The organism is Pseudomonas gozinkensis (assembly GCF_014863585.1).
GTDB lineage: Bacteria > Pseudomonadota > Gammaproteobacteria > Pseudomonadales > Pseudomonadaceae > Aquipseudomonas > Aquipseudomonas gozinkensis.
On record NZ_CP062253.1, the window covers coordinates 2,289,444 to 2,309,529 of the forward strand.

Sequence of the window (20,086 nt, forward strand, 5' to 3'; positions counted from 1 at the left end):
CCCGATCAATCGTTGCACCATTGCCTGCAATGATTGATCAAGGGTGGGCCCATGAACGCTGTAGAACGCAATGACCAGGCGCAAGACCTCGGCCTGCTGTTCCTGCGGGTGACCGGTGGGTTGTTTCTGCTGTTCGTCCACGGCTTGCCCAAGCTGCTGGACTTTACCGCGCAGCTGCAACTGATCGAAGACCCGTTCCATCTCGGGGCCCACCTCACGCTGATTCTGGCGATCTTCGCCGAAGTCCTCTGTCCGCTGCTGATCGTCGCCGGGGTGCTGGCGCGTCTGGCGTGCTTGCCTATTCTCTTTGTGCTGCTGGTGGCGTTGCTGGTCGTGCATCCGCAATGGAGTGTGGCCGAAGGGCAGTTCGGCTGGTTGCTCCTGATCCTGTTTACCACTGTTCTGATCGCCGGGCCGGGACGGCTGGCGCTCAATGTTCGTTTGCCCGGAGTGCTCCGTTATGCCTGATTTCCAGACCCTGAAAAAACCGGGACCCGAAGAAACCGTGACGCTGATCGTCAAGCACCGGGTCAAGGCCGGTTTTGAGCAGCCATACGAAGCCTGGCTGCGCAATATCGTTAGCGTGGCGGGGCGTGAAGAAGGGCATCTGGGCGTGGATGTGATGCGCAGCCAACAGGGTGGACTCGCACTGTTCACCTGCGTGCTGCGTTATTGCTCGACCGACGCGATGCAGCGCTGGCTCGACTCGCCGCAGCGTCAGGCGCTGATCGACGAAGCCGCACCAATGCTCGCCGACGGCGACCAGACTGAAGTCAATGCGGCCAATGAATTCTGGTTCACGCCGACGGCCGAGGCCGGTTCACCGCCACCGCGCTGGAAGCAGGCCGTGGTCACGCTGCTGGTGATCCTGCCGCACACCTTGCTGGTGCCGCTGATCTGGGGGCCGCTGCTGCAACTCAATGCCTTTCTCTCCAACTACGTGGTCGCCACGTTCCTGATCACCCTGACCATCGTGGTGTCGGTGGTCTACGTGTTCATGCCGCCCGTGACCCGTCTGTTCGCGCCGTGGCTGGAAGCCGGTCAGTCACACAAACACCCCGAATCCAATGCCAACCCGCCACGCTGAAGCGGTGGGTCCGGGCTTCGTTTCACTTATCTCGAAGGAACTGCGATGAACGCCGATCTGATTCTGTTCAATGGCCAATTTCATACGGTAGACCGCGAAAAACCGCTCGCCAGCGCCGTGGCAATCAAGGACGGTCGTTTCGTCGCCGTCGGTAACGATGCCGAAGCAATGGCCCTCAAAGGCGCCGGTACTCAGGTGGTCGACCTCAAGGGCCGCTGCGTGATTCCCGGCCTCAACGACTCGCACTTGCACCTGATCCGTGGCGGCTTGAACTACAACCTCGAACTGCGCTGGGAAGGCGTGCCGTCGCTGGCCGATGCGCTGCGCATGCTCAAGGATCAGGCCGACCGCACGCCGACTCCGCAGTGGGTACGCGTGGTCGGCGGCTGGAACGAATTCCAGTTCGCCGAAAAACGCATGCCGACCCTCGAAGAAATCAACCAGGCAGCGCCGGACACCCCGGTGTTCATCCTGCACCTGTATGACCGCGCGCTGCTCAACCGCGCTGCGTTGCGCGTTGCCGGCTACACCCGCGACACGCCAAACCCGCCGGGTGGCGAGATCGTGCGCGATGCCAACGGCAATCCGACCGGCATGCTGGTGGCGCGGCCGAACGCGATGATTCTGTATTCGACGCTGGCCAAGGGGCCGAAGCTGCCGCTGGAATATCAGGTCAACTCGACCCGCCAGTTCATGCGCGAACTCAATCGCCTCGGCCTGACCAGCGCCATCGATGCCGGCGGTGGTTTCCAGAACTACCCGGACGATTATCAGGTGATCGAACAACTGGCCAAAGACGACCAGTTGACCGTGCGCATCGCCTACAACCTGTTCACTCAGAAGCCGAAAGAAGAACTGACCGATTTCCAGAACTGGACCGGCAGCGTCAAGTTGCATCAGGGCGATGACTTCCTGCGCCACAACGGCGCTGGCGAAATGCTGGTGTTCTCGGCAGCGGACTTCGAAGACTTCCTTGAGCCGCGCCCGGATCTGCCGCAGACCATGGAACAGGAACTGGAGCCGGTGGTGCGCCACCTGGTCGAGCAGCGCTGGCCATTCCGTCTGCACGCCACCTACAACGAATCCATCAGCCGCATGCTGGACGTGTTCGAGAAGGTCAACCGCGACATTCCGTTCAATGGCTTGCCGTGGTTCTTCGACCACGCAGAAACCATCACCCCGCAGAACATCGAGCGGGTGAGGGCGCTGGGCGGCGGCATCGCGATTCAGGATCGCATGGCGTTCCAGGGTGAATACTTCGTCGACCGCTACGGCAAGCAAGCCGCCGAAGCCACGCCGCCGATCAAACGCATGCTCGCCGAAGGCGTACCGGTCGGCGCCGGCACCGATGCCACCCGCGTGTCCAGCTACAACCCGTGGACCTCGCTGTACTGGATGGTCAGCGGTCGCACCGTTGGCGGTCTGGCGCTGTACGAAGAAGGTTTGCCACGCAGCACCGCGCTGGAACTGTTTACCCACGGCAGCGCGTGGTTCTCGTCCGAGCAGGGCAAGAAGGGCCAGATCAAGGTCGGGCAACTGGCGGATCTGGCGGCACTGAGCGCGGACTTCTTCAGCGTCGAGGAAGAAGCGATCAAGTGGATCGAGTCGGTGATGACTGTGGTCGGCGGCAAGATCGTGTACGCCGCTGGCGACTTCGAAGACCTCGGCCCGCGTTCGCTGCCGGTGCTGCCGGACTGGTCGCCGGTGGTCAAGGTTCCGGGCCACTGGCGCCCGAATTCGCCTTTGCAGGCCCAGGTGCACCAATGCAGCGGCCCGTGCGCGGTGCATACCCATAGCCATGAAAAAGCGCGGATGTCGAATGCGCCGGTCAGCGACTTTGCCGGTTTCTGGGGCGCGTTCGGTTGCTCCTGCTTCGCTTTCTGATCCCTTTGAAAAAGGCGCCGCTCTGCGTGAGCGGCGCTCCCCGCAACAACCATCCATCGAGGAGTTTCACATGAGCAACGTTCCTTACAAGCGCTTGAACAAAGACGACGCTGTGGTACTGCTGGTCGACCACCAGACCGGTCTGATCTCGCTGGTGCAGGATTTCTCGCCGAACGAGTTCAAGAACAACGTGCTGGCCCTGGGTGACATCGCCAAGTTCTTCAAACTGCCGACCATTCTCACCACCAGTTTCGACGCAGGCCCTAACGGCCCGATCGTGCCTGAACTGCGCGAGCAATTCCCGGACGCGCCGTTCATTCAGCGTCCAGGCCAGATCAACGCCTGGGACAACGAAGACTTCGTCAAGGCCATCAAGGCCACTGGCCGCAAGCAGCTGATCATCGCCGGTGTGGTGACTGACGTATGCGTGGCGTTCCCGACCCTGTCGGCACTGGCTGAAGGTTTTGAAGTGTTTGTGGTGACCGACTCGTCCGGCACCTTCAACGAAACCGTGCAACAAGCGGCGTGGGCACGGATGTCGGCGGCCGGTGCGCAGCTGTTGAACTGGTTCTCGGTGGCTTGCGAGCTGCAGGGCGACTGGCGCAACGACATGGAAGGGTTGGCGAATCTGCTGTCGAATCGTCTGCCTAACTATCGCAACCTGATCAACAGCTATACCAAGTTCACTGCTGCCCAGTAATTGGTTGAAAAATGCCCGCTGAAAAGCGGGCATTTTTTCGTCTGTCGCAAAGGGCTCAGCGCTTCTGCAACCACCCCAAAAACCCACCCTTGCGAACCGGCACAGGCTTGGCCATCAACGCCAGCCGACTGTTCTGCTGCCGTACCGCCTGCAATTTATTCAACGCCCGACCCACTTCACTGCGCTGCTCCATGCACTGGCGAGTCAGGTTCTTGTCGAGACGGTAGATGATCGAAGAGCTCAGCGCGGTGAACGTCGCCTGCGAAGGTGTATCCGCGAGGATGCTCTGTTCACCCATGACCTCACTCGGCCCCATGCGTCCGGCTTCGGTGAAACCATTGCCGTCCGGCACGCTGGCGCTGACCACGCCGGTGGCGATCACGAACAGGCTGTCCGGGACTTCATTCAGATCCAGCACAACCTGCCCGGCGCTGTACTGCTGCGCGACCATCGATTCGGCGAGGCGATCGCGTTCTTCATGGCTCAGCGAGCGGAAGATTTTCACTTCATCGAGCAACGCGCGAGCGCGGGTCGAGGGTTCGATCACGCCGTCTGGGTGCCGCGAAATGCCGGCGGCTTCGAGATGGCGGTGGGCGAGGTCGAACAGTTGATTGCGCACGTCGCTTTTCTTGCCCAGCTCGGCGATGAAACCGCTGGCCACGTATTCCGACATTTCTTCGCCGGCCTCTTTCAGCACCGCTTTCGGCGCAGGCGACAGCAACAGACTGCTGCTGCCTTGCAGCGTGCGGTCGAGGGCGTCGAGTACCCGGCGCGGGCGGATGTGGTTCGGCACCTTGATGCTGATCGACACGCCATGCAGGTTGTTCGGGCGGCTGAGGTTGACGATCTTGGCCTTGGCCGCCACCGAGTTCGGCACCACGGCCAGGGTGCCGCTGCTGGTCAGCAGGTGCGTGGCGCGCCAGTTGATGTCGAGCACCTTGCCTTCGACGCCGTCGATGACCACCAGATCATCCACCTGATACGGTTTGGTGGTGTTGAGCACGATGCCGGAAAACACGTCGGCCAAGGTACTTTGCAGCGCCAGACCGATGACGATCGCCACCACGCCGGAGGTCGCGAGCAGGCCTTTGACCGGCAGATCCAGCACGTAACCGGCGGCTGCGACGATGGCGGCCAGAAACACCAGCGCCCCGATCACGTCCTGCAACAGCCGGCCGCTGTGACCGATGCGGCGCATCAGGATCAGGCCGATCACTTCGGTCAGCACCCGCGCGGCGTACAGCCACCAGAGAATCCCCAGCGCCGTGGCCCCGAGTTGCGCCACCGGGTCATCGGCAAACAACGGCGCCTGCAACGGGCTGACACCGGCGTTGATGGCCAGTGCGTTGAAGGCCAGAAACAGCACCAGTCGCACAGCGACCCGTTGCGCGCGATGTTTGAACGGCGCGAGATGCCAGAGCAGGGCGTCGAGCACCAGCAGCAGGGCGCTCCAGGACAGCATGTGGGCGGAAAAAAGACTCATGGGATGAACTCCGGCGGGCACAAAAGAAAACGCCACACCCGAAGGTGTGGCGAGGGGTTGCACTCAGTTCAGGTGGGTCTTGAGTTCCGCTGCGGCCTGGCGCACGGCGGCTTTCACTTCAGGAATCCCGTTCAGCGGGTTGAGCAGGCCGAAGTCGTGAATCATCCCGTTGTAGCGCACCGAGGTCACCGGTACACCGGCCGCGTCGAGGTGGCGGGCGTAGCCTTCGCCTTCGTCACGCAGCACGTCGAACTCGGCGGTCTGCACCAGCGCGGCGGGCAGGCCCTTGAGCTGTTCGGCGCTGGCGTTGAGTGGCGAGGCATGGATCTGCGCACGCTCGGCCGGGTTGGTGGTGTAGTTGTCCCAGAACCACTGCATCATGCCCTTGGTCAGGAAGTGGCCCTCGGCGAACTGCTGGTACGAGCCGTTATCGAACCCGGCGTTGGTCACCGGCCACATCAGCAACTGAAAGCGCAGGGCCGGAGTTTTCTGTTCCTTGGCCATCAACGCCACGACCGCCGCCATGTTGCCGCCGACGCTGTTGCCGGCCACCGCCAGACGCTTGCCGTCTACACCAATCTCCTTGCCGTGCTCGGCCACCCATTTGGTTGCGGCGTAAGCCTGATTGATCGCAGTCGGGTACTGCGCTTCCGGCGACGGCGTGTAGTCGACATACACCGCGACCGCGCCAGAGCCCACCACCAGATCACGAATCAGGCGTTGGTGCGTCGGGAAGTCGCCCAGCACCCAGCCGCCACCGTGGAAGAACATGAACACCGGCAACTCACCCTTGACCTTCGCCGGGCGCACCACTTTCAGGTTGATGGTCTGGCCATCGACCTTGATCGCCTTGTCGCTGACTTCAACGCCGGACAGGTCAACCTTCACCGAAGCCTGGGCACCGGTCAGCACCGCACGGGCGTCTTTCGGGCTCAGTTGCTCGAGCGGTTTGCCACCGCCGCCGGCGAGGGCGTCGAGGAAGGCCTGGGTGGTGTGTTCGACGCCCGTGCCTTCGGCGGCGAAAGCGTTGCCAATGGACAGGGCGAGGAAGGAAGCGGCGAGGGTTTTCTTGATGTTCATGTGCAAATCCTTTTTAAGTCGTTTGAGTTTTTGTATGCCTTGGGATCGGGCTGCTGTGGCGCTGGGCTTCAGGCCTCAGCAACACCGTGAGCACAGATTAATGAGGTGCCGGAAAGTGAAAAAGCGGCTATAAAGCGTTTAACTGTCAACCCGAGAGTGACAATGAACCCGTTCGAAGACATGCGTATTTTTTGCCAGGTGATGGACTCCGGCAGCTTCACGGCGGCGGCCGATCAGTTGGGCCTGTCCAAGCAGTTCGTCAGCCGTCGCTTGATGCAGTTGGAAGAACGCCTCGGCGTGCGATTGCTCAACCGTTCGACCCGACGCCTGGACGTGACACCGCTGGGCCAGAGCTATTACGAATCGGCGCTGCGTTTGCTTGGCGAAGTGGAATCGGTGGAGCAGGGCATTGCCGGACAGACCGCCGAGCCGCGCGGGGCGATTCGCGTGAGTGCGCCGTTGTCGTTCGCATTGGCCCATCTGGGCTGTTTGCTGCCGCCGTTTCTGCAGCGCTATCGCGAGGTCACGGTGGAGGTGGACCTGAGCGACCGGCCGGTGGATCTGCTGGGTGAAGGTTACGACCTGGCGCTGCGCATCGGCGTGCTGGAAGACTCGACCCTGATCGCCCGGCGTATCGCGTCAATCGAGCGGGTGTACTGCGCCAGCCCTGCGTATCTGGCCGAACGCGGTACGCCGGTCAAACCGGAAGACCTGCTCGGCCACGACTGCCTGCCCTACGGCCACGGACGTTCGGTGCAGTGGCGGTTCAATGCGGGGCAGGGCAAGCCGCTGCTGGTGAATGTCACCGGGCGGATGCGGGTCAACAACGGTGAGTTGCTGCGGGATGCGGCGGTCGCGGGGATGGGGATTACCTATCTGCCGACGTTCATCGTCGGCGCGGCGCTGAAGGATGGGCGGCTGGTGCCGGTGCTGGATGAGTTTCGGCCTGAACCGCTGACGCTGTCGGCGGTGTATCCGCAGCATCGTCAGGCGTCGCGGCCGGTGCAGGCGTTGATCGAGTTTCTGCGGGAGCGGCTGGATCAAAACCACGTCGCTCTCTAGGTTGTGCAGCGACCTTGTTGGCACTGATGAGCACTGTGGGAGCCGGGCTTGCCCGCGATAGCGGTGGGTCAGGGAGTGAAGTTCTACCTGACCGGGCCCTATCGCTGGCAAGCCAGCTCCCACAGGGATTGCGGTGTTTTCAGTTCGGGTCAGTTGGCGCGCTTGTCATCGCCAGGCTCGCCACCGGCATGTACGCCGCGATCATCACCAGGTTCGCCCGCCGCATGCAGGCCTCGGTCATCACCGATTTCACCCGCGCGGTGTACGCCGTGGTCATCACCGATTTCGCCAGCGCGGTGTACGCCATGGTCATCACCGATTTCGCCAGCGCGGTGTACGCCATGGTCGTCACCGATTTCACCGGCGCGATGCACACCATGGTCATCGCCAGGCTCTGAATGCGTGCCGCTACGGCCCGATGACGCCGTGCTGCCGGAATGGCCCGAACCGTGGTCACTGCCGCTGTGGCCACTGTTGCCACCGCCGCCGCTGCCACTGTTGCCGCCACTGCCGCTGCCGCCGTGACCACCACCATTGCCGCCGCTGCCGCCGCCACCTCCATTACCGCCACCACCGCCTCCGCTGCCGCCACCACCATTGCCGCCGCCACCGCCACCGCCACCGCCACCGCCACCACTTCCGCCCCCTCCGTTACCGCCGCCACCGCTTCCTCCACCCCCACTTCCACCTTCCTTGGCCTGAACGCTGGACACCCCGGACAGGTTGTCCGGGATCAATATGGTAGACGCCGACAGGACTGCGCCGATGGCCATTGCGAGCACGAGCTTTTGAATGTGCATATCGTTCTCCGTCTTTGTTGTCTTGATTGGGAACGTGGATGTGCCTTGTTTTTGCTTGTGATCCGACCCGTTCCCGAGGTCAGTGGATACTCGAAGCCAGTTCGAAGATCGGGATGTACATCAGGATCACGATCACCCCGATCAACAAGCCGATGAAGGTCATGAGCAGCGGTTCGAACAAGCGCACGAACCACTCGATCCAGCGGCTGATTTCCTCGTCGTAGAAATCGGCGCTGCGTTCCATCATTTGCCCGAGGTTGCCGGATTGTTCGCCGGCGCGCAGCAGGCGCAGGGACACGGGTGTCACCAGGCGGTTGAGCTCCAGCGCAGTGGACAACGACTGCCCCTCGCGCACCCGCTCGCAGGCCTGATCCAGGCGTGCTCGCGAGGCTACGGTGAGCAGGCCGCGCACCATGCCCATGGCCGTCACCAGTGGAATCCCGCCTTGCAGCAGAATCCCCAGTGACCGGTAAAACCGCGCCAGCTCATACATGAAAATCCGCTGGTGCACGGCGGGCAGTTTCTCCACCAGCCGATCCAGCCCACGGCGAAACGCCGGTTGTTTCTGCAGCACGGCGAGGGCGATGACGATCGCCGCCAGCAGGCCGAAAAACTCGCCCTGATGGGCATGCAGAAACATGCCGCTGCTCATCAGGATCTGCGACAGCCACGGCAGGTTCGAGCCCAGCCCTTCGAACACCAGGCTGAAGCGCGGCACCACGTAGCCCATCAAAAACAGCACCACGCCACCGCCGACCACCAGCAACAACAGCGGGTAAATCGAAGCGCTGACGATCTTCTGCCGCACCTCGTCCATTCGCTGGCGATAGCTCACGTAACGGCCCAGCGCATCGCCGACCGCGCCGGTCTTCTCGCTGGACTGTACCAGCGCCACGTACAAGGGCGGGAAAACCGCCGACAACTGGCCCAGCGCCTGGGAGAAGGATTTGCCCTCGTACAGTAGCCGCACCAGCTCACTCAGGGTTTTGCGGGCGGCGGGGGCGGTTTCTTTTTCGGCCAGGCTTTCCAGTGCATCGATCAACGGCAGACCGGCATTGAGCAGGGTGGTCAGCTCCTGGCTGAACAGCACCAGGTTGAAGGTTTCACGCTTGCTCAGGCGCAACGAACGCCAGTGGCGTTCGGCGTGCAGGCTGACCACCCGCAAGCCCTGATCCTCGGCGATGCGCCGCGCTTCGCTCTGGCCGGGCGCCTCGACGCTCAGCGACACCACCCCGGCCTTGCCCACTGCCTTCAGATGAAAACGCATGCGCTGTGCTCCGGTTATTGCCAGTTGGTGACTTCGGCGTTTTCGCCTTCGCCGCCGGGCTGACCGTCCTTGCCCATCGAGAGCAGGTCGTACTCGGCGTTTTCGCCGGGATAGCGGTAGGTGTAGTTGCGCCCCCACGGATCCTGCGGCAGTTTTTTCTGCAAGTACGGGCCGGTCCATTTGGCTTCGTCGCTCGGTGCGGTCACCAGCGCCTGCAAGCCCTGTTCGGTGGACGGGTAGTGGCCGACCTCGAGCCGGTACAGATCCAGCGCCTTGCCCAGGCCTTCAATCTGCGCCTTGGCGACCTTCACTTCGGAACGCCCCAACTGGGCGAAGTATTTGGGCGCGACGATCCCGGCCAACAGGCCGAGCACCACCAGCACCACAAGCAATTCGAGCAGGGTGAAACCGCGTTGGGCACGCGGACGAAAATGCAGCTTCATGATGACCTCCCGTGAGTGGCAGCCGTGTCGCCACAAGCGCTTATGCAATTGCCATGCTCAGCCCCCGATAATTTCGGCTGTCGGGCTGAAGCCCTTGTATTACGGGCTTTTCAAGAGTCGGCACAGTGCTTGCGTACGGCTGATTGACGACGGGTCAGTGGGGCATTTCCCCCAATTTTTCGGGGCCTGTCAGGGGAGGCCCAATGATCCATTCATTCACTGCAGGACTGCTCGGCTGCGTGCTGTCGGTTGGTGTCGCGCAAGCCGATGTCTTCGTTTCCGTGGACGCCAAGGGCAGCTACGTACTGTCCAACGTCCACCGTCCCGGACGTACCTACGAGCGGGTGATCCGCGAAGCCGATGCGCCGTTGGTCAGCCTTGACCGGCAACCGCAATTGATCGCCAACCAGCCCTACGCCGAGCTGGTGTCAGCCGCCGCCACTGCCAATCACCTGCCCGAAGCGTTGCTGCATGCGGTGATCAGCGCCGAGTCGAACTACAACCCCGGCGCCACCTCGCCCAAGGGCGCCGGAGGGCTGATGCAACTGATGCCCGGCACCGCGCGGGACATGGGCGTGACCGACGTCTACGACCCCAAGGCCAACATCCAGGGCGGGGCCAAATACCTCAAGCGCCTGATGACGATGTTCGACAACGACATCGCGCTGGCCGTAGCGGCTTACAACGCCGGGCCAGACGCGGTGCTCAGCCGGGGGCGGGTGATCCCGCCGTTCGCCGAAACCCAGCGTTATGTCCCGAGCGTGCTGCGTCAGTACCGGCGCCTGCAGGGCCTGGCGGTGGATGCGCCGCTGTAAAGGATGTCCCCGGTTGCCCCACTTTCGGGGCAAACCCAAGGGGCCCGGAAAAGTGGGGAATCGGGTGGGGAATATCCCCCGGATTCTCAAGTGACTTGTGTAACTGATTGAGATGGAAAGACATTTTTTGTGGCACGCGGCTTGCTCTCAGGGGTTTATCGAGAATCGTTCCCTGTGAGCACCCACTACGAGGTTTCCGATCATGGTTGGCATTCACCACGCTCCGTCCCTGTTGAACTGGCTGCTGTTGCTGGCCTCGATGCTCAGTGTCGAACTGGCCAGTGCCGCCGTGCGCTGCGAGCGCAACCTGGTGGCCAATGTGGTCGCCTTCGATCAACCGTTGATGTTCAACCGCCTCGGTGCGCAGAACGTCAACGGGATGATGTTCGCGTTGCGCCGCGATGTGGTCGATGACCATGACGTCTCGCTGGCCTACGGCGGCAGCGCGGTGCCGGGCAAAGTGTCGCTGCGTGCGGACAAGCGTCCACGGCCACTGGTGCTGCGGGTAGCCGCCGGTGATTGCCTGACGATCAATCTGCAGAACCTGCTCGATTACCAGGCCAACCCCAACAAGCACTTCGAAGGGCCTGAAGGCGAAGAAGAAGGTGAGGAGGGCATCGAGAACGCGGGCGGCGCGGAAGACTTCAAGGTCGACGAGCAGGTCGCCGACCGCCATGTCGGTTTCCAGGTCAACGGCCTGCAAGCGGTGAACAGCATCGATGATATTTCCTCCTACACCGGGCGTAACGCCAACACACTGGTGCCGCCGGGGGCGAGCCGTTCTTACGTCCTGTACGCCGAGCGCGAAGGAGCGTTTGCCGTCAGCAGCCGTGGCGCGACGTTCGGCGGGGAGGGCGCGGCCGGCAACGTCGCCAATGGCCTGTTCGGCCAGGTCGTGGTGGTGCCGAAGTCGGGACGCACCTATCGCAACACCCTCACCGAAGAAGAAATGCGTCTGGCAACCACCGGCCGCACACCGGCCGGTCACCCCATCGTCGATTACCAGGCCCGCTACCCGCAGCGCGAACCGTGGCTGCGTGAAGGCAAGGCCGGCACGCCGATCATCAGCATGGTCGACGGCAACGAAATCATCTCCAGCGAAAGCGACGCAATCGTCATGGGCAGCAACGCCGATGGCAGTTTTGCGCCCAACACCTATCCGCTGGAATCAGTGGGCAAACGCAACCCGGCGATCCCCAACCGCCTCGAGCCGTTTCGTGATTTCGCCTCGCAGTTCCAGGACGAAACCGCCGCCACCCAGGCATTCCCCGCCTACTGGGCCGACCCGGTCATGGCTCATGTGCTGGAGCCGACCCGCGACTCGTTCATGATCAACTACGGTTCCGGCGGCATGGGCGCTGAAGTAGTCGCCAACCGCCTCGGCGTGGGTCCGATGCACGATTGCCTGTCGTGCGCCTACGAAGAATTCTTCCTCAGCTCGCACACCGTCGGCGACGTGGCGATGCTGGTGGACGTGCCGGCCAATACCGGGCTCGAGAACATCGCCCCCGGCCAGACACCCAGCGCCGATCAGGTCGGCGTCAAGGCCACCATGGCCCTGTATCCGTCAGAGCCATCGAACGTCAACCACAGCTACATCGGTGACTTCGTCAAATTCCGCAACACCCACAACGGCCACGAGCAACACATCTTTCACCTGCACGGCCATCAGTGGCTGTTCAACCCCAACGACGACAACTCCGATTACGTCGATGCCCAAGGCATCGGCCCCGGGGCCGGCTATACCTACGAAATCGCCAACGGCGGCTCCGGCAACCGCAACCGGGTGGCCGGCGATGCGATCTATCACTGCCACTTCTACCCGCATTTCGCCCAGGGCATGTGGTCCATGTGGCGGGTGCACGATGTGTTCGAAGAAGGCACCCGGCTGGAAGTCTCGCAACAGGGCGCCGATGGTTATCACAGCGAACCTTACGCACTGCGCAGCGGTAAACCTGCCGCCGGTGCCCGCGCCTTGCCGGATGGCGAGATCATTGCCGGCACGCCGATTCCTGCCGTCGTGCCGCTGCCCGGCAAAGCCATGGCGCCGATGCCGGGCAAAGTGGTGGTGGTGCCGAAAATCGGTGAAACCCTGGTCGCCGGCCACGATGACGACGATGAGGAAGAAGAGGGCGATGACGACGGCGAACACCACGGCGGTAACGGTGGATCGCAAGCCATTGGTTCCCTGGCATTGGTCGATCGCAGCGAAGCCAACCGCAACGCCGACGGCAGCCTGAAAAACCCTGGCTATCCATTCTGGATCGGCGGCATGGAAAGTTCGGTGGGTCAGCGTCCGCCAACCCCACCGCTGGACATGCTCGATGCGGCCACCGCGCAATCGTTGAAAGCCAGCGGCAAAGCGCTGTGGGCCAACCTCGATCCGAATCAGTCCGGAGGCTGGGATGGCGGCTTGCAGCGTCATGCCCTCGACGGGGTGGCGGCCGGAGGCGAGGCGCACACCGTGACCACCTCGCTGGACTTCTCCAAGGAAGTCACCCGCGCCAAACCGATTTACCTGCCGGAAGAAGGCACTGAAGTGGAACAGGCCGCGATGGCGTTCCACGCGAAAAAGGATCACCCGAGCTTTGCCCTGCTGCCCGGCAATCAGATCGTGGCCAAGGCCTTCCGCACCAACGGCGCTCTGCCGATGGCCGGCGCGCCGTACTACGAACCGTGCATGGACGACCGGCAAAAACGCCTGACCAGCAGCGCCGGCACCGGTGAGTTCGCCAGCGGCGACCGGTTGGACGGCATGTCCTTTGTTGGCGCCTCGACCTTCACCGCCGACCGTCCGCGTGTCTACAAGGCCGCCAACATTCAGTTCGATGCGGTCTACAACAAGGTCGGCTATCACTTCCCGCAAGCCCGGATTCTGGCGCTGTGGGAAGACGCCTGGCCGGTGATCACCAAGCAGCGTCCGCCAGAGCCGCTGGTGATGCGCATGAACACCTTCGACTGCGTGCAATACCAGCAAACCAACCTGGTACCCGCCACCTACGAGATGGACGACTATCAGGTGCGCACGCCGACCGACGTGATCGGCCAGCACATTCACCTGCCGAAGTGGGACCTGACGTCTGCCGACGGTTCTTCCAACGGCTGGAACTACGAGGACGGCGTGCTCTCCCCAGGCGCCGTTCAGGAACGTATTCACGCGATCCGCGAATTCAACCAGTGCGAGGGCACCGACCCGCGCGACGGCACCCAGGCCTGCCCGAAAGCCAAGGCGCATCCGTTCTTCGGTCAGTTCGGGCGCAGTGACTGGATGGGCGCGCGCACGGCCATGCAACGCTGGTTCGTCGACCCGGTGGTCAACGCCAAAGGCGTGGATCGGGGGCTGGGCACCATCTTCACCCACGACCACCTCGGCCCATCGACTCACCAGCAGATCGGGCTGTATGCCACGGTGCTGGCCGAGCCGGCCGGTTCCACCTGGTTCCACGCCGAAACCGGCGAGCCTCTGTACAGCGGCGCGCGGCAGGACGGCGGGCCGACTTCATGGCAGGCGGTGATCAACACCGGCGACCTCGACGGCGACGGCAAGAACGACAGCTTCCGTGAGTTCTTCCTCGAATACAGCGACTTCCAGCACGCCTATGAAGCCGGTGTGTACGTGGGCGCCGGCCCCAACGGCGTGCCGAACCCGCAAGCTTTCCCGGCCACGGCCGACAGCTTCCGCTACGCGATCAACCCGCCGGTGCGCAACAACGCCAGCACCCTGCTCGAGGGCGTGCTGGAAGTGCAGGGCGGTCAGGTGCCGGGCTGCCCGAGCCGGCCTTGCCCGCAAGCGATCTCCGTGGATGATCCGGGCATGTTCGTCGTCAACTATCGAAACGAGCCGCTGGCCCTGCGGGTCTACGACCCGAACAAGGTCGGCCCGGACGGCAAGCGCGGCATGCAGGCCGACGGCCTCGGCGGTGATCTGGCGTACGCCATGCAAAGCCGCACCGACCGCGCGATTCCGGCGATGAACCTGGCACCGAACCTGGTGACGGCCGCCACCGGCCCGACTGGCGGCACCACGCTGTTCCCGCCGCACATCAACAAGGGCGGCAGCGAGCCGGGCGATCCGTTCACCCCGATGCTGCGTACCTACACCGGCGACAACGTGCGCCTGCGGGTGCATGCCGGCGGCCACGAGGAAGAGCACAACGTCACCCTGCATGGCGTGAAATGGCTGCAGAGCGGTTCCGGTTTCGGCAACAGCTCCAACTCTGGCTGGCGCGCCTCGCAGATGATCGGCATCTCCGAACAGATGGGCTTCATCGCACCTGTGTCGATGCTGTCCAGCTCTGCGGCGACCACCGGTGACTATCTGTACTCGATGGACGCTTCGATCGAAGGCTACTGGAGCGGGATCTGGGGCGTGATGCGCAACTACACGGCCAAACGCAATGACCTGTTCGCCATCCCCAACAACCCGAGCCCGGCCGGCATGCGCAACACCGTGGCGTTCGAAGGCAGTTGCCCACGGATCAGCGCCAACCCCAACGGCATCGGCACCCGGCCGACGGTGCAGCGCAACTATGAAGTGGTCGCCGCGCTGGCCAACGACATCCTCGGCAATTCGCTGGGCCTGAGCATCGGCGATTCGGCCGGGCTCGGTCAGCATGTCGGCGGGCCGCTGAATCCGGCGGGCGGCACCCTGGTGCTGAACTCGCGCACGGTGAGCATCCCGCAAGTGACCGTGACCGATCCGGAGGACGGCGAGACCATCACCATTGGTGGCCAGAGCGGGCCGCTGCATGATCCGACGGCGATCCTGTACGTGCGCAAATCCGACCTCGATCCGGTCAGTGGCAAGCTCAAACCCGGCATTCCGGTCGAACCGCTGGTGCTGCGCGCAGCGGCCGGGGACTGCATCAACATCACCCTGGAAAACCGGCTGCCGAGCGTGATGCCGGACCTGACCCAGACCGCGGTGATGCAAGGCATGGTCAAGCGCGACCGCAACAGCGGCCTGGGCTCGACCACGTTCAGCAACAACCTGATGCGGCCGTCCAGCCACGTGGGGCTGCACGCCCAACTGCTGGCCTACGACATCACCAAATCCGACGGTGCCAACGTCGGCGCCAACCCGATCCAGACCGTGCCACCACGGGTGGGCAGCAGCGGCGCCTACCCGACCCGTACCTATCAGTACTACGCCGGGCACCTGGAGCGTGAAGGCAAACCGGTGACTCAACTGGGCCGCAGTGTCGACAACATCAACGCCACGGCCGTGGAGTTCGGTGGCCTGAACATCACCCCGGCGGATGTGATCAAGCAGCCGCAAAAAGGCCTGGGTGGTGCGATGAGCATCCTGCCGATCGGCGCGACCTGGGTCGACGATGCGCGCAAGGTCAACGCCACGGTCACCGCACCGGGGCAGACGACTTACCGCGACTTCGCGATGGTCTGGCACAAGGCGCTGAACACCCGCTGGGCCAATGGCCGGCCGGTCGAAGGCATCGCTGCCGAGGGCTTCGGTGTGCCGACCGATCCGCAGGATAACTCGAGCATGGCGATCAACTACAAGACCGAACCGCTGTGGTATCGCTTCGGTCTCGCCCCGGATGCGCCGTTCGGCCATGCCGATGGCGCGGGTTACGGCGACATGACCAACGCGCACATGGCCTACAGCAATGCACTGGTGGGGGGCGATCCGCAGACGCCGGTGCTGTATGCCAAACCAGGCCAGCCGTTCCGCACGCACATCCTGATGCCGAGCGGCGGCAGTCGCGGCACGACGTTCCAGCTCGACGGACACGTCTGGTCGCTCAACCCGTTCCAGGCCGAGAAGAGCGACACCGGCGGCTACCCGATGGGCACGCCGGGCGTGGGTTCGGTGCGCTTCGGCTACAACCCGATGTCGATGTACATCGGCGCTCACGAGAGCGTCCTGCCGGCGGCGCACTTCAGCTTCATGATCCCGAGCGCCGGGGGCAGCAACGCGATACCGGGGGACTACCTGTTCCGCGATTACGCGGCCTATGGCAACACCTCGGGACTGTGGGGATTGCTGCGGGTGACCAATGAGCCGGAGCCGGCGCCGCCTGCTCAGTAGCTGGAATGCGATGGATCGGTGAGTGCAAAACCTTGTGGGAGCTGCGGTTCGACGGTTCGACTTGCCAGCGATTGGGAGCAACTCGGTTCTGGATGGTGTGGCTGAAGCCCGCTATTGCGGGCAAGTCGAAACGTCGAACCGCAGCTCCCACAGGACCGAGTTGTCGGGGAAAGGTTTGTAGGGGAGAGAGGTATGAACAGGATCATCAACATCATCGGCGTCTGCCTGCTGGCGATGGCCGGCGCGTTGCTCACGCTGAGCGAGATTGCCCTGGCGCAAACCGGCACCGGGCAGGTGCTGACCCGCGACGGCGTGTCGATCGCCTTCGACCTGAAGCCGCTGGCCAGCGACGGCCAGTTGCGTGAGGGCGAGTTCGCCGACGTGCAGTTTCGCGTCACCGATGGCGCATCCGGCCAGCCGTTGTCCGGTGTGGCACCGGGGGCGTGGATCGATCCGCAAGCCATCGCCGCCGATCAGGCCCAGGGCCGTGACCAGAGCTGCAAGTCGCGGGTCGGCACGTTCCTCAAATCCAATATCGGCGCGCGGCCGTTGCTCGACCTCAACAGCTATTTCCTGCTGGTGATGAACCGCGATGCCAGCGTTTCGGTGGTCGATCCGTCAGTTTCGGTCGGCGGTATCACCAGCACCCTGGCGCGGATCGAACTCAAGCAGTCGCCGATGGACTGGGTCACGCCCAAGGACAACAAAAAGGTCTTCGTGTCGATGCCGACGGCGGGGGAAGTGGCGGTGATCGACAGCGAGCAATTCAAGGTCATCGACTCGGTGGCCGCCGGCAGCCAACCGGTGCGGGTCGCTCTGCAACCGGATGAGCGCCTGCTGTGGGTCGGCAACAACGCAAGCACGGCTGAAGAGTCCGGCGTTACGGTGATCGACACCCAGAGCCTCAAACCGCTGAAACACCTGGCGACCGGTCGCGGCCACCACGAAATCACGTTCAGCAAGGACAGCCGTTTCGCCTTCGTCAGCAACCGCGACGACGGCACCCTGAGCGTCATCGACATTGCCAGCCTGAGCCTGCTGCAACAGGTCAAGACCGGTGCCAGCCCGTTGTCGGTGGCGTATTCGCCGTTGTCCGGCGCGGTGTACGTGGCCGATGGCAAGGACGGCACCGTCACCGTGATCGACAGCAACAGCCGCGCCGTACGCCGGGTGATCAAGCTGCAACAGGGCCTCGGCCCGATGGGCTTCAGCGCCGACGGCCGTTTTGGCGTGGTGCTCAACACGCTGGAAAACCGCGCCACGGTCATCGACGCGGCCAACGATTCGGCGATCCATGACCTGGAAGTTTCGGCCGAACCCTATCAAGTGGTGTTCACCCAGGCCTATGCCTACGTGCGCGGACTGGCCTCGCCGAAAGTCACCATGATCAACCTGTCTTCGCTCGGCGAAGGGCGTCAGCCGATTACTCAAGGTTTTGAAGCCGGGCCACAGCCGCCACGGCTGGCCGGGGATCTGCCGCTGGCGTCGAGCCTCGCGGTATCGCGCGATGACAACGCGGTGTTCGTGGTCAACCCGGTGGACAACACCACCTATTTCTACGCCGAAGGCATGAACGCGCCGATGTCCGGTTATCCCAACCGGGGGCAGATCGCCCGCGCGGCGATGGTGATCGACCGCAGCCTGCGCGAAGTCTCGCCGGGGCTTTACAGCGCCCGGGTCAAGCTGCCGGCGGCGGGGCGCTTCGACGTGGCGTTCCTGCTCAACCAGCCGAACATCATTCATTGCTTCAGCGCCCAGGTGGCGTCCGACGGCGCGCCTGAAAAACACCTGGGCGCGGCAAAAGTCGAGTTCCTGCTGGACAAGACTGCCGTGGCCCTCAACGACCCGTACGTGGTGCGCTTTCGCATCGTCCAGGGCAAACAGAAAATCCAGCGCAGCGGCGTGAGCGACGTGCAGTTGCGCTACTTCCTTGCGCCGACTTCCCGGCCCCGCGAAGTGGCCGCACGGGAAGTCGCCGACGGCGTGTACGAAGCGCCGGTGACCCTCGACCGCAGCGGCGCCTGGTACCTGCATGTGCGCGCGGCCTCGCTGGGCGCCGGTTTCGACGACAAGACATTTGCCAGTGTCCGGGTGCTGCCCGGCCAGACTCAGTGACGAGGAAAAGACCATGAACCGATTTGCATCCCGTGGCCTGCTGACCCTGTGCCTGTTGGCCGTCGGTATCCAGCAGGCCAGCGCCCACTCGGCGGACGAGCATGCCGGGCATACCGCACCGGCCGCCAACAGCCAGGAGCACGCTCAGGTCAAGTTCGCCGACGTGCCGCTGCTCGACCAGAACGGCAAGACCGTGCACCTGGAGCAGGATCTGGTGCACAACAAAATCGTCGTCATGAGTTTCATCTACACCAGTTGCACCACGGTCTGCCCGGTGGTCTCGTCGATCATGGGCAAGGTGCAGAAACAGCTCGGTGCCCGGGTCGGGACGGAAGTGCAACTGGTGTCGATCAGCATCGACCCGCAGCGCGACGACCCGAAACGTCTGCAGGATTACGCCCGCACCTTCCAGAAGGGCCCGGGCTGGAGCTGGCTCACCGGGTCGCCGCAGTCGATCACCGCCACCCTCAAGGGCCTCGGCAGTTTCAGCGGCGACTTCAAGAATCATCAGCCATTGATCCTCGTCGGTGACGGCAACAGTCGCCACTGGACGCGTTATTACGGCTTCACCGATCCGGCACTGCTGGCCAAAGAGGTCGAGAAACTCAGCGGCCTGCGCACCCACGCCAAACACACCGCGATTGCCATGGAGCAACAACCATGAGAACCCTGGACTGGATCACCCTGACGGTTTGTTTCTGGATTTTCAGCGCCATGGCCCTGGCTCACGAAGGCCACGAGCAACCCGCACCGGCAACGGCCAGCGCTGCTGCGGCTCCGGCGCCGGCGAAAGGCACCCACGATGCGAAAACCTGGTTCACCGACACCCCGTTGCTCGACCAGCACGGCGACGTCCAGCGCTTCTACAGCGATGCGCTGCACAACCGTGTGGTGCTGCTCAACGTGATCTTCACCAGTTGCAATGACGCCTGCCCGCTGATCACCCGCAAGCTCAAGGAAGTCCGCGAGCTGCTGGGCGACAAGGCCGACGGCATCACCTTCATTTCCCTTACCAGTGATCCGCTGCGCGATACGCCGGCGGTGCTCAAGGCTTACACCTTGAAGCAGGGCGCCGATGACCCTCACTGGCTTTTCCTTACCGGCGACAAGGCGCAGATGGACCTGGTGCTGGGCCGCATCGGGCAGATCGTACCGACGCCCGAGCAGCACTCGACCCAGTTGATCGTCGGCGATGTGGCCAACAAACGCTGGAGCAAAATCCGTCCCGACGCCCCGGCCGCCGCCATTGCCCAGCGCTTGCAGCTGCTGACAATGCCCGTGGCTGGCCGCTGAGTCCGCGC

At 63.5% G+C, this 20,086-nt stretch carries 15 protein-coding genes; 10 read left to right on the forward strand and 5 right to left on the reverse strand.

Annotated features, from left to right (window positions below; all coding sequences use genetic code 11):
- Nucleotides 1-51: 51 nt before the first annotated feature.
- From IHQ43_RS10245 to ycaC, 4 genes are all read left to right on the forward strand, one after another.
- Entirely contained in the window at nt 52-468 is a 417-nt protein-coding gene (locus tag IHQ43_RS10245) for a DoxX family protein (protein ID WP_192564231.1), read from the forward strand.
- Complete coding sequence (locus IHQ43_RS10250) at nt 461-1,087, forward strand: antibiotic biosynthesis monooxygenase (RefSeq protein WP_192564232.1); 627 nt, start codon at nt 461-463, stop codon at nt 1,085-1,087. The genes IHQ43_RS10245 and IHQ43_RS10250 overlap by 8 nt, the downstream gene beginning before the upstream one ends.
- A 45-nt stretch (nt 1,088-1,132) precedes the next feature.
- A complete protein-coding gene (locus IHQ43_RS10255) occupies nt 1,133-2,971 on the forward strand; it encodes an amidohydrolase (protein WP_011333416.1) in 1,839 nt (612 codons plus the stop codon).
- Nucleotides 2,972-3,041: 70 nt separating this feature from the next.
- Nucleotides 3,042-3,671, forward strand: coding sequence for an isochorismate family cysteine hydrolase YcaC (gene ycaC / locus IHQ43_RS10260; protein ID WP_192564233.1), 630 nt, complete (start codon nt 3,042-3,044; stop codon nt 3,669-3,671).
- A gap of 55 nt (nt 3,672-3,726) precedes the next feature.
- On the opposite strand, the gene IHQ43_RS10265 is transcribed toward ycaC, so the two are convergent.
- Entirely contained in the window at nt 3,727-5,154 is a 1,428-nt protein-coding gene (locus tag IHQ43_RS10265; RefSeq protein WP_192564234.1) for a mechanosensitive ion channel family protein, read from the reverse strand.
- Between the two features lie 63 nt (nt 5,155-5,217).
- Nucleotides 5,218-6,234 carry an alpha/beta hydrolase gene (locus IHQ43_RS10270; RefSeq protein ID WP_192564235.1) on the reverse strand — a complete coding sequence of 339 codons (1,017 nt, stop codon included), beginning with the start codon at nt 6,232-6,234 and terminating at the stop codon, nt 5,218-5,220.
- Between the two features lie 162 nt (nt 6,235-6,396).
- On the opposite strand from IHQ43_RS10270, the gene IHQ43_RS10275 reads away from it, so the two are divergent.
- Nucleotides 6,397-7,296 (forward strand): LysR family transcriptional regulator, encoded by a 900-nt coding sequence (locus tag IHQ43_RS10275; RefSeq protein ID WP_064378896.1) that lies wholly within the window; start codon nt 6,397-6,399, stop codon nt 7,294-7,296.
- Between the two features lie 149 nt (nt 7,297-7,445).
- On the opposite strand, the gene IHQ43_RS10280 is transcribed toward IHQ43_RS10275, so the two are convergent.
- From IHQ43_RS10280 to gspG, 3 genes are all read right to left on the reverse strand, one after another.
- On the reverse strand, nt 7,446-8,096 hold the full coding sequence (locus tag IHQ43_RS10280) for a hypothetical protein (RefSeq protein ID WP_244142250.1): 651 nt from the start codon (nt 8,094-8,096) through the stop codon (nt 7,446-7,448).
- Nucleotides 8,097-8,175: 79 nt separating this feature from the next.
- Nucleotides 8,176-9,363, reverse strand: coding sequence for a type II secretion system F family protein (locus IHQ43_RS10285; RefSeq protein WP_192564237.1), 1,188 nt, complete (start codon nt 9,361-9,363; stop codon nt 8,176-8,178).
- A gap of 14 nt (nt 9,364-9,377) precedes the next feature.
- Complete coding sequence (gene gspG, locus IHQ43_RS10290; RefSeq protein WP_192564238.1) at nt 9,378-9,806, reverse strand: type II secretion system major pseudopilin GspG; 429 nt, start codon at nt 9,804-9,806, stop codon at nt 9,378-9,380.
- Between the two features lie 203 nt (nt 9,807-10,009).
- On the opposite strand from gspG, the gene IHQ43_RS10295 reads away from it, so the two are divergent.
- The 5 genes from IHQ43_RS10295 (at nt 10,010) to IHQ43_RS10315 (ending at nt 20,078) form a co-directional block, all read left to right on the forward strand.
- Nucleotides 10,010-10,621, forward strand: a complete 612-nt coding sequence (locus IHQ43_RS10295) for a lytic transglycosylase domain-containing protein (protein ID WP_192564239.1) — start codon at nt 10,010-10,012, stop codon at nt 10,619-10,621.
- Nucleotides 10,622-10,823: 202 nt separating this feature from the next.
- On the forward strand, nt 10,824-16,670 hold the full coding sequence (mnxG, locus tag IHQ43_RS10300; RefSeq protein ID WP_192564240.1) for a manganese-oxidizing multicopper oxidase MnxG: 5,847 nt from the start codon (nt 10,824-10,826) through the stop codon (nt 16,668-16,670).
- Nucleotides 16,671-16,862: 192 nt separating this feature from the next.
- Nucleotides 16,863-18,785, forward strand: coding sequence for a YncE family protein (locus IHQ43_RS10305; RefSeq protein ID WP_192564241.1), 1,923 nt, complete (start codon nt 16,863-16,865; stop codon nt 18,783-18,785).
- Nucleotides 18,786-18,798: 13 nt separating this feature from the next.
- Nucleotides 18,799-19,449 carry an SCO family protein gene (locus IHQ43_RS10310; protein ID WP_064595146.1) on the forward strand — a complete coding sequence of 217 codons (651 nt, stop codon included), beginning with the start codon at nt 18,799-18,801 and terminating at the stop codon, nt 19,447-19,449.
- Complete coding sequence (locus tag IHQ43_RS10315) at nt 19,446-20,078, forward strand: SCO family protein (RefSeq protein WP_192564242.1); 633 nt, start codon at nt 19,446-19,448, stop codon at nt 20,076-20,078. The genes IHQ43_RS10310 and IHQ43_RS10315 overlap by 4 nt, the downstream gene beginning before the upstream one ends.
- Nucleotides 20,079-20,086 lie beyond the last annotated feature (8 nt).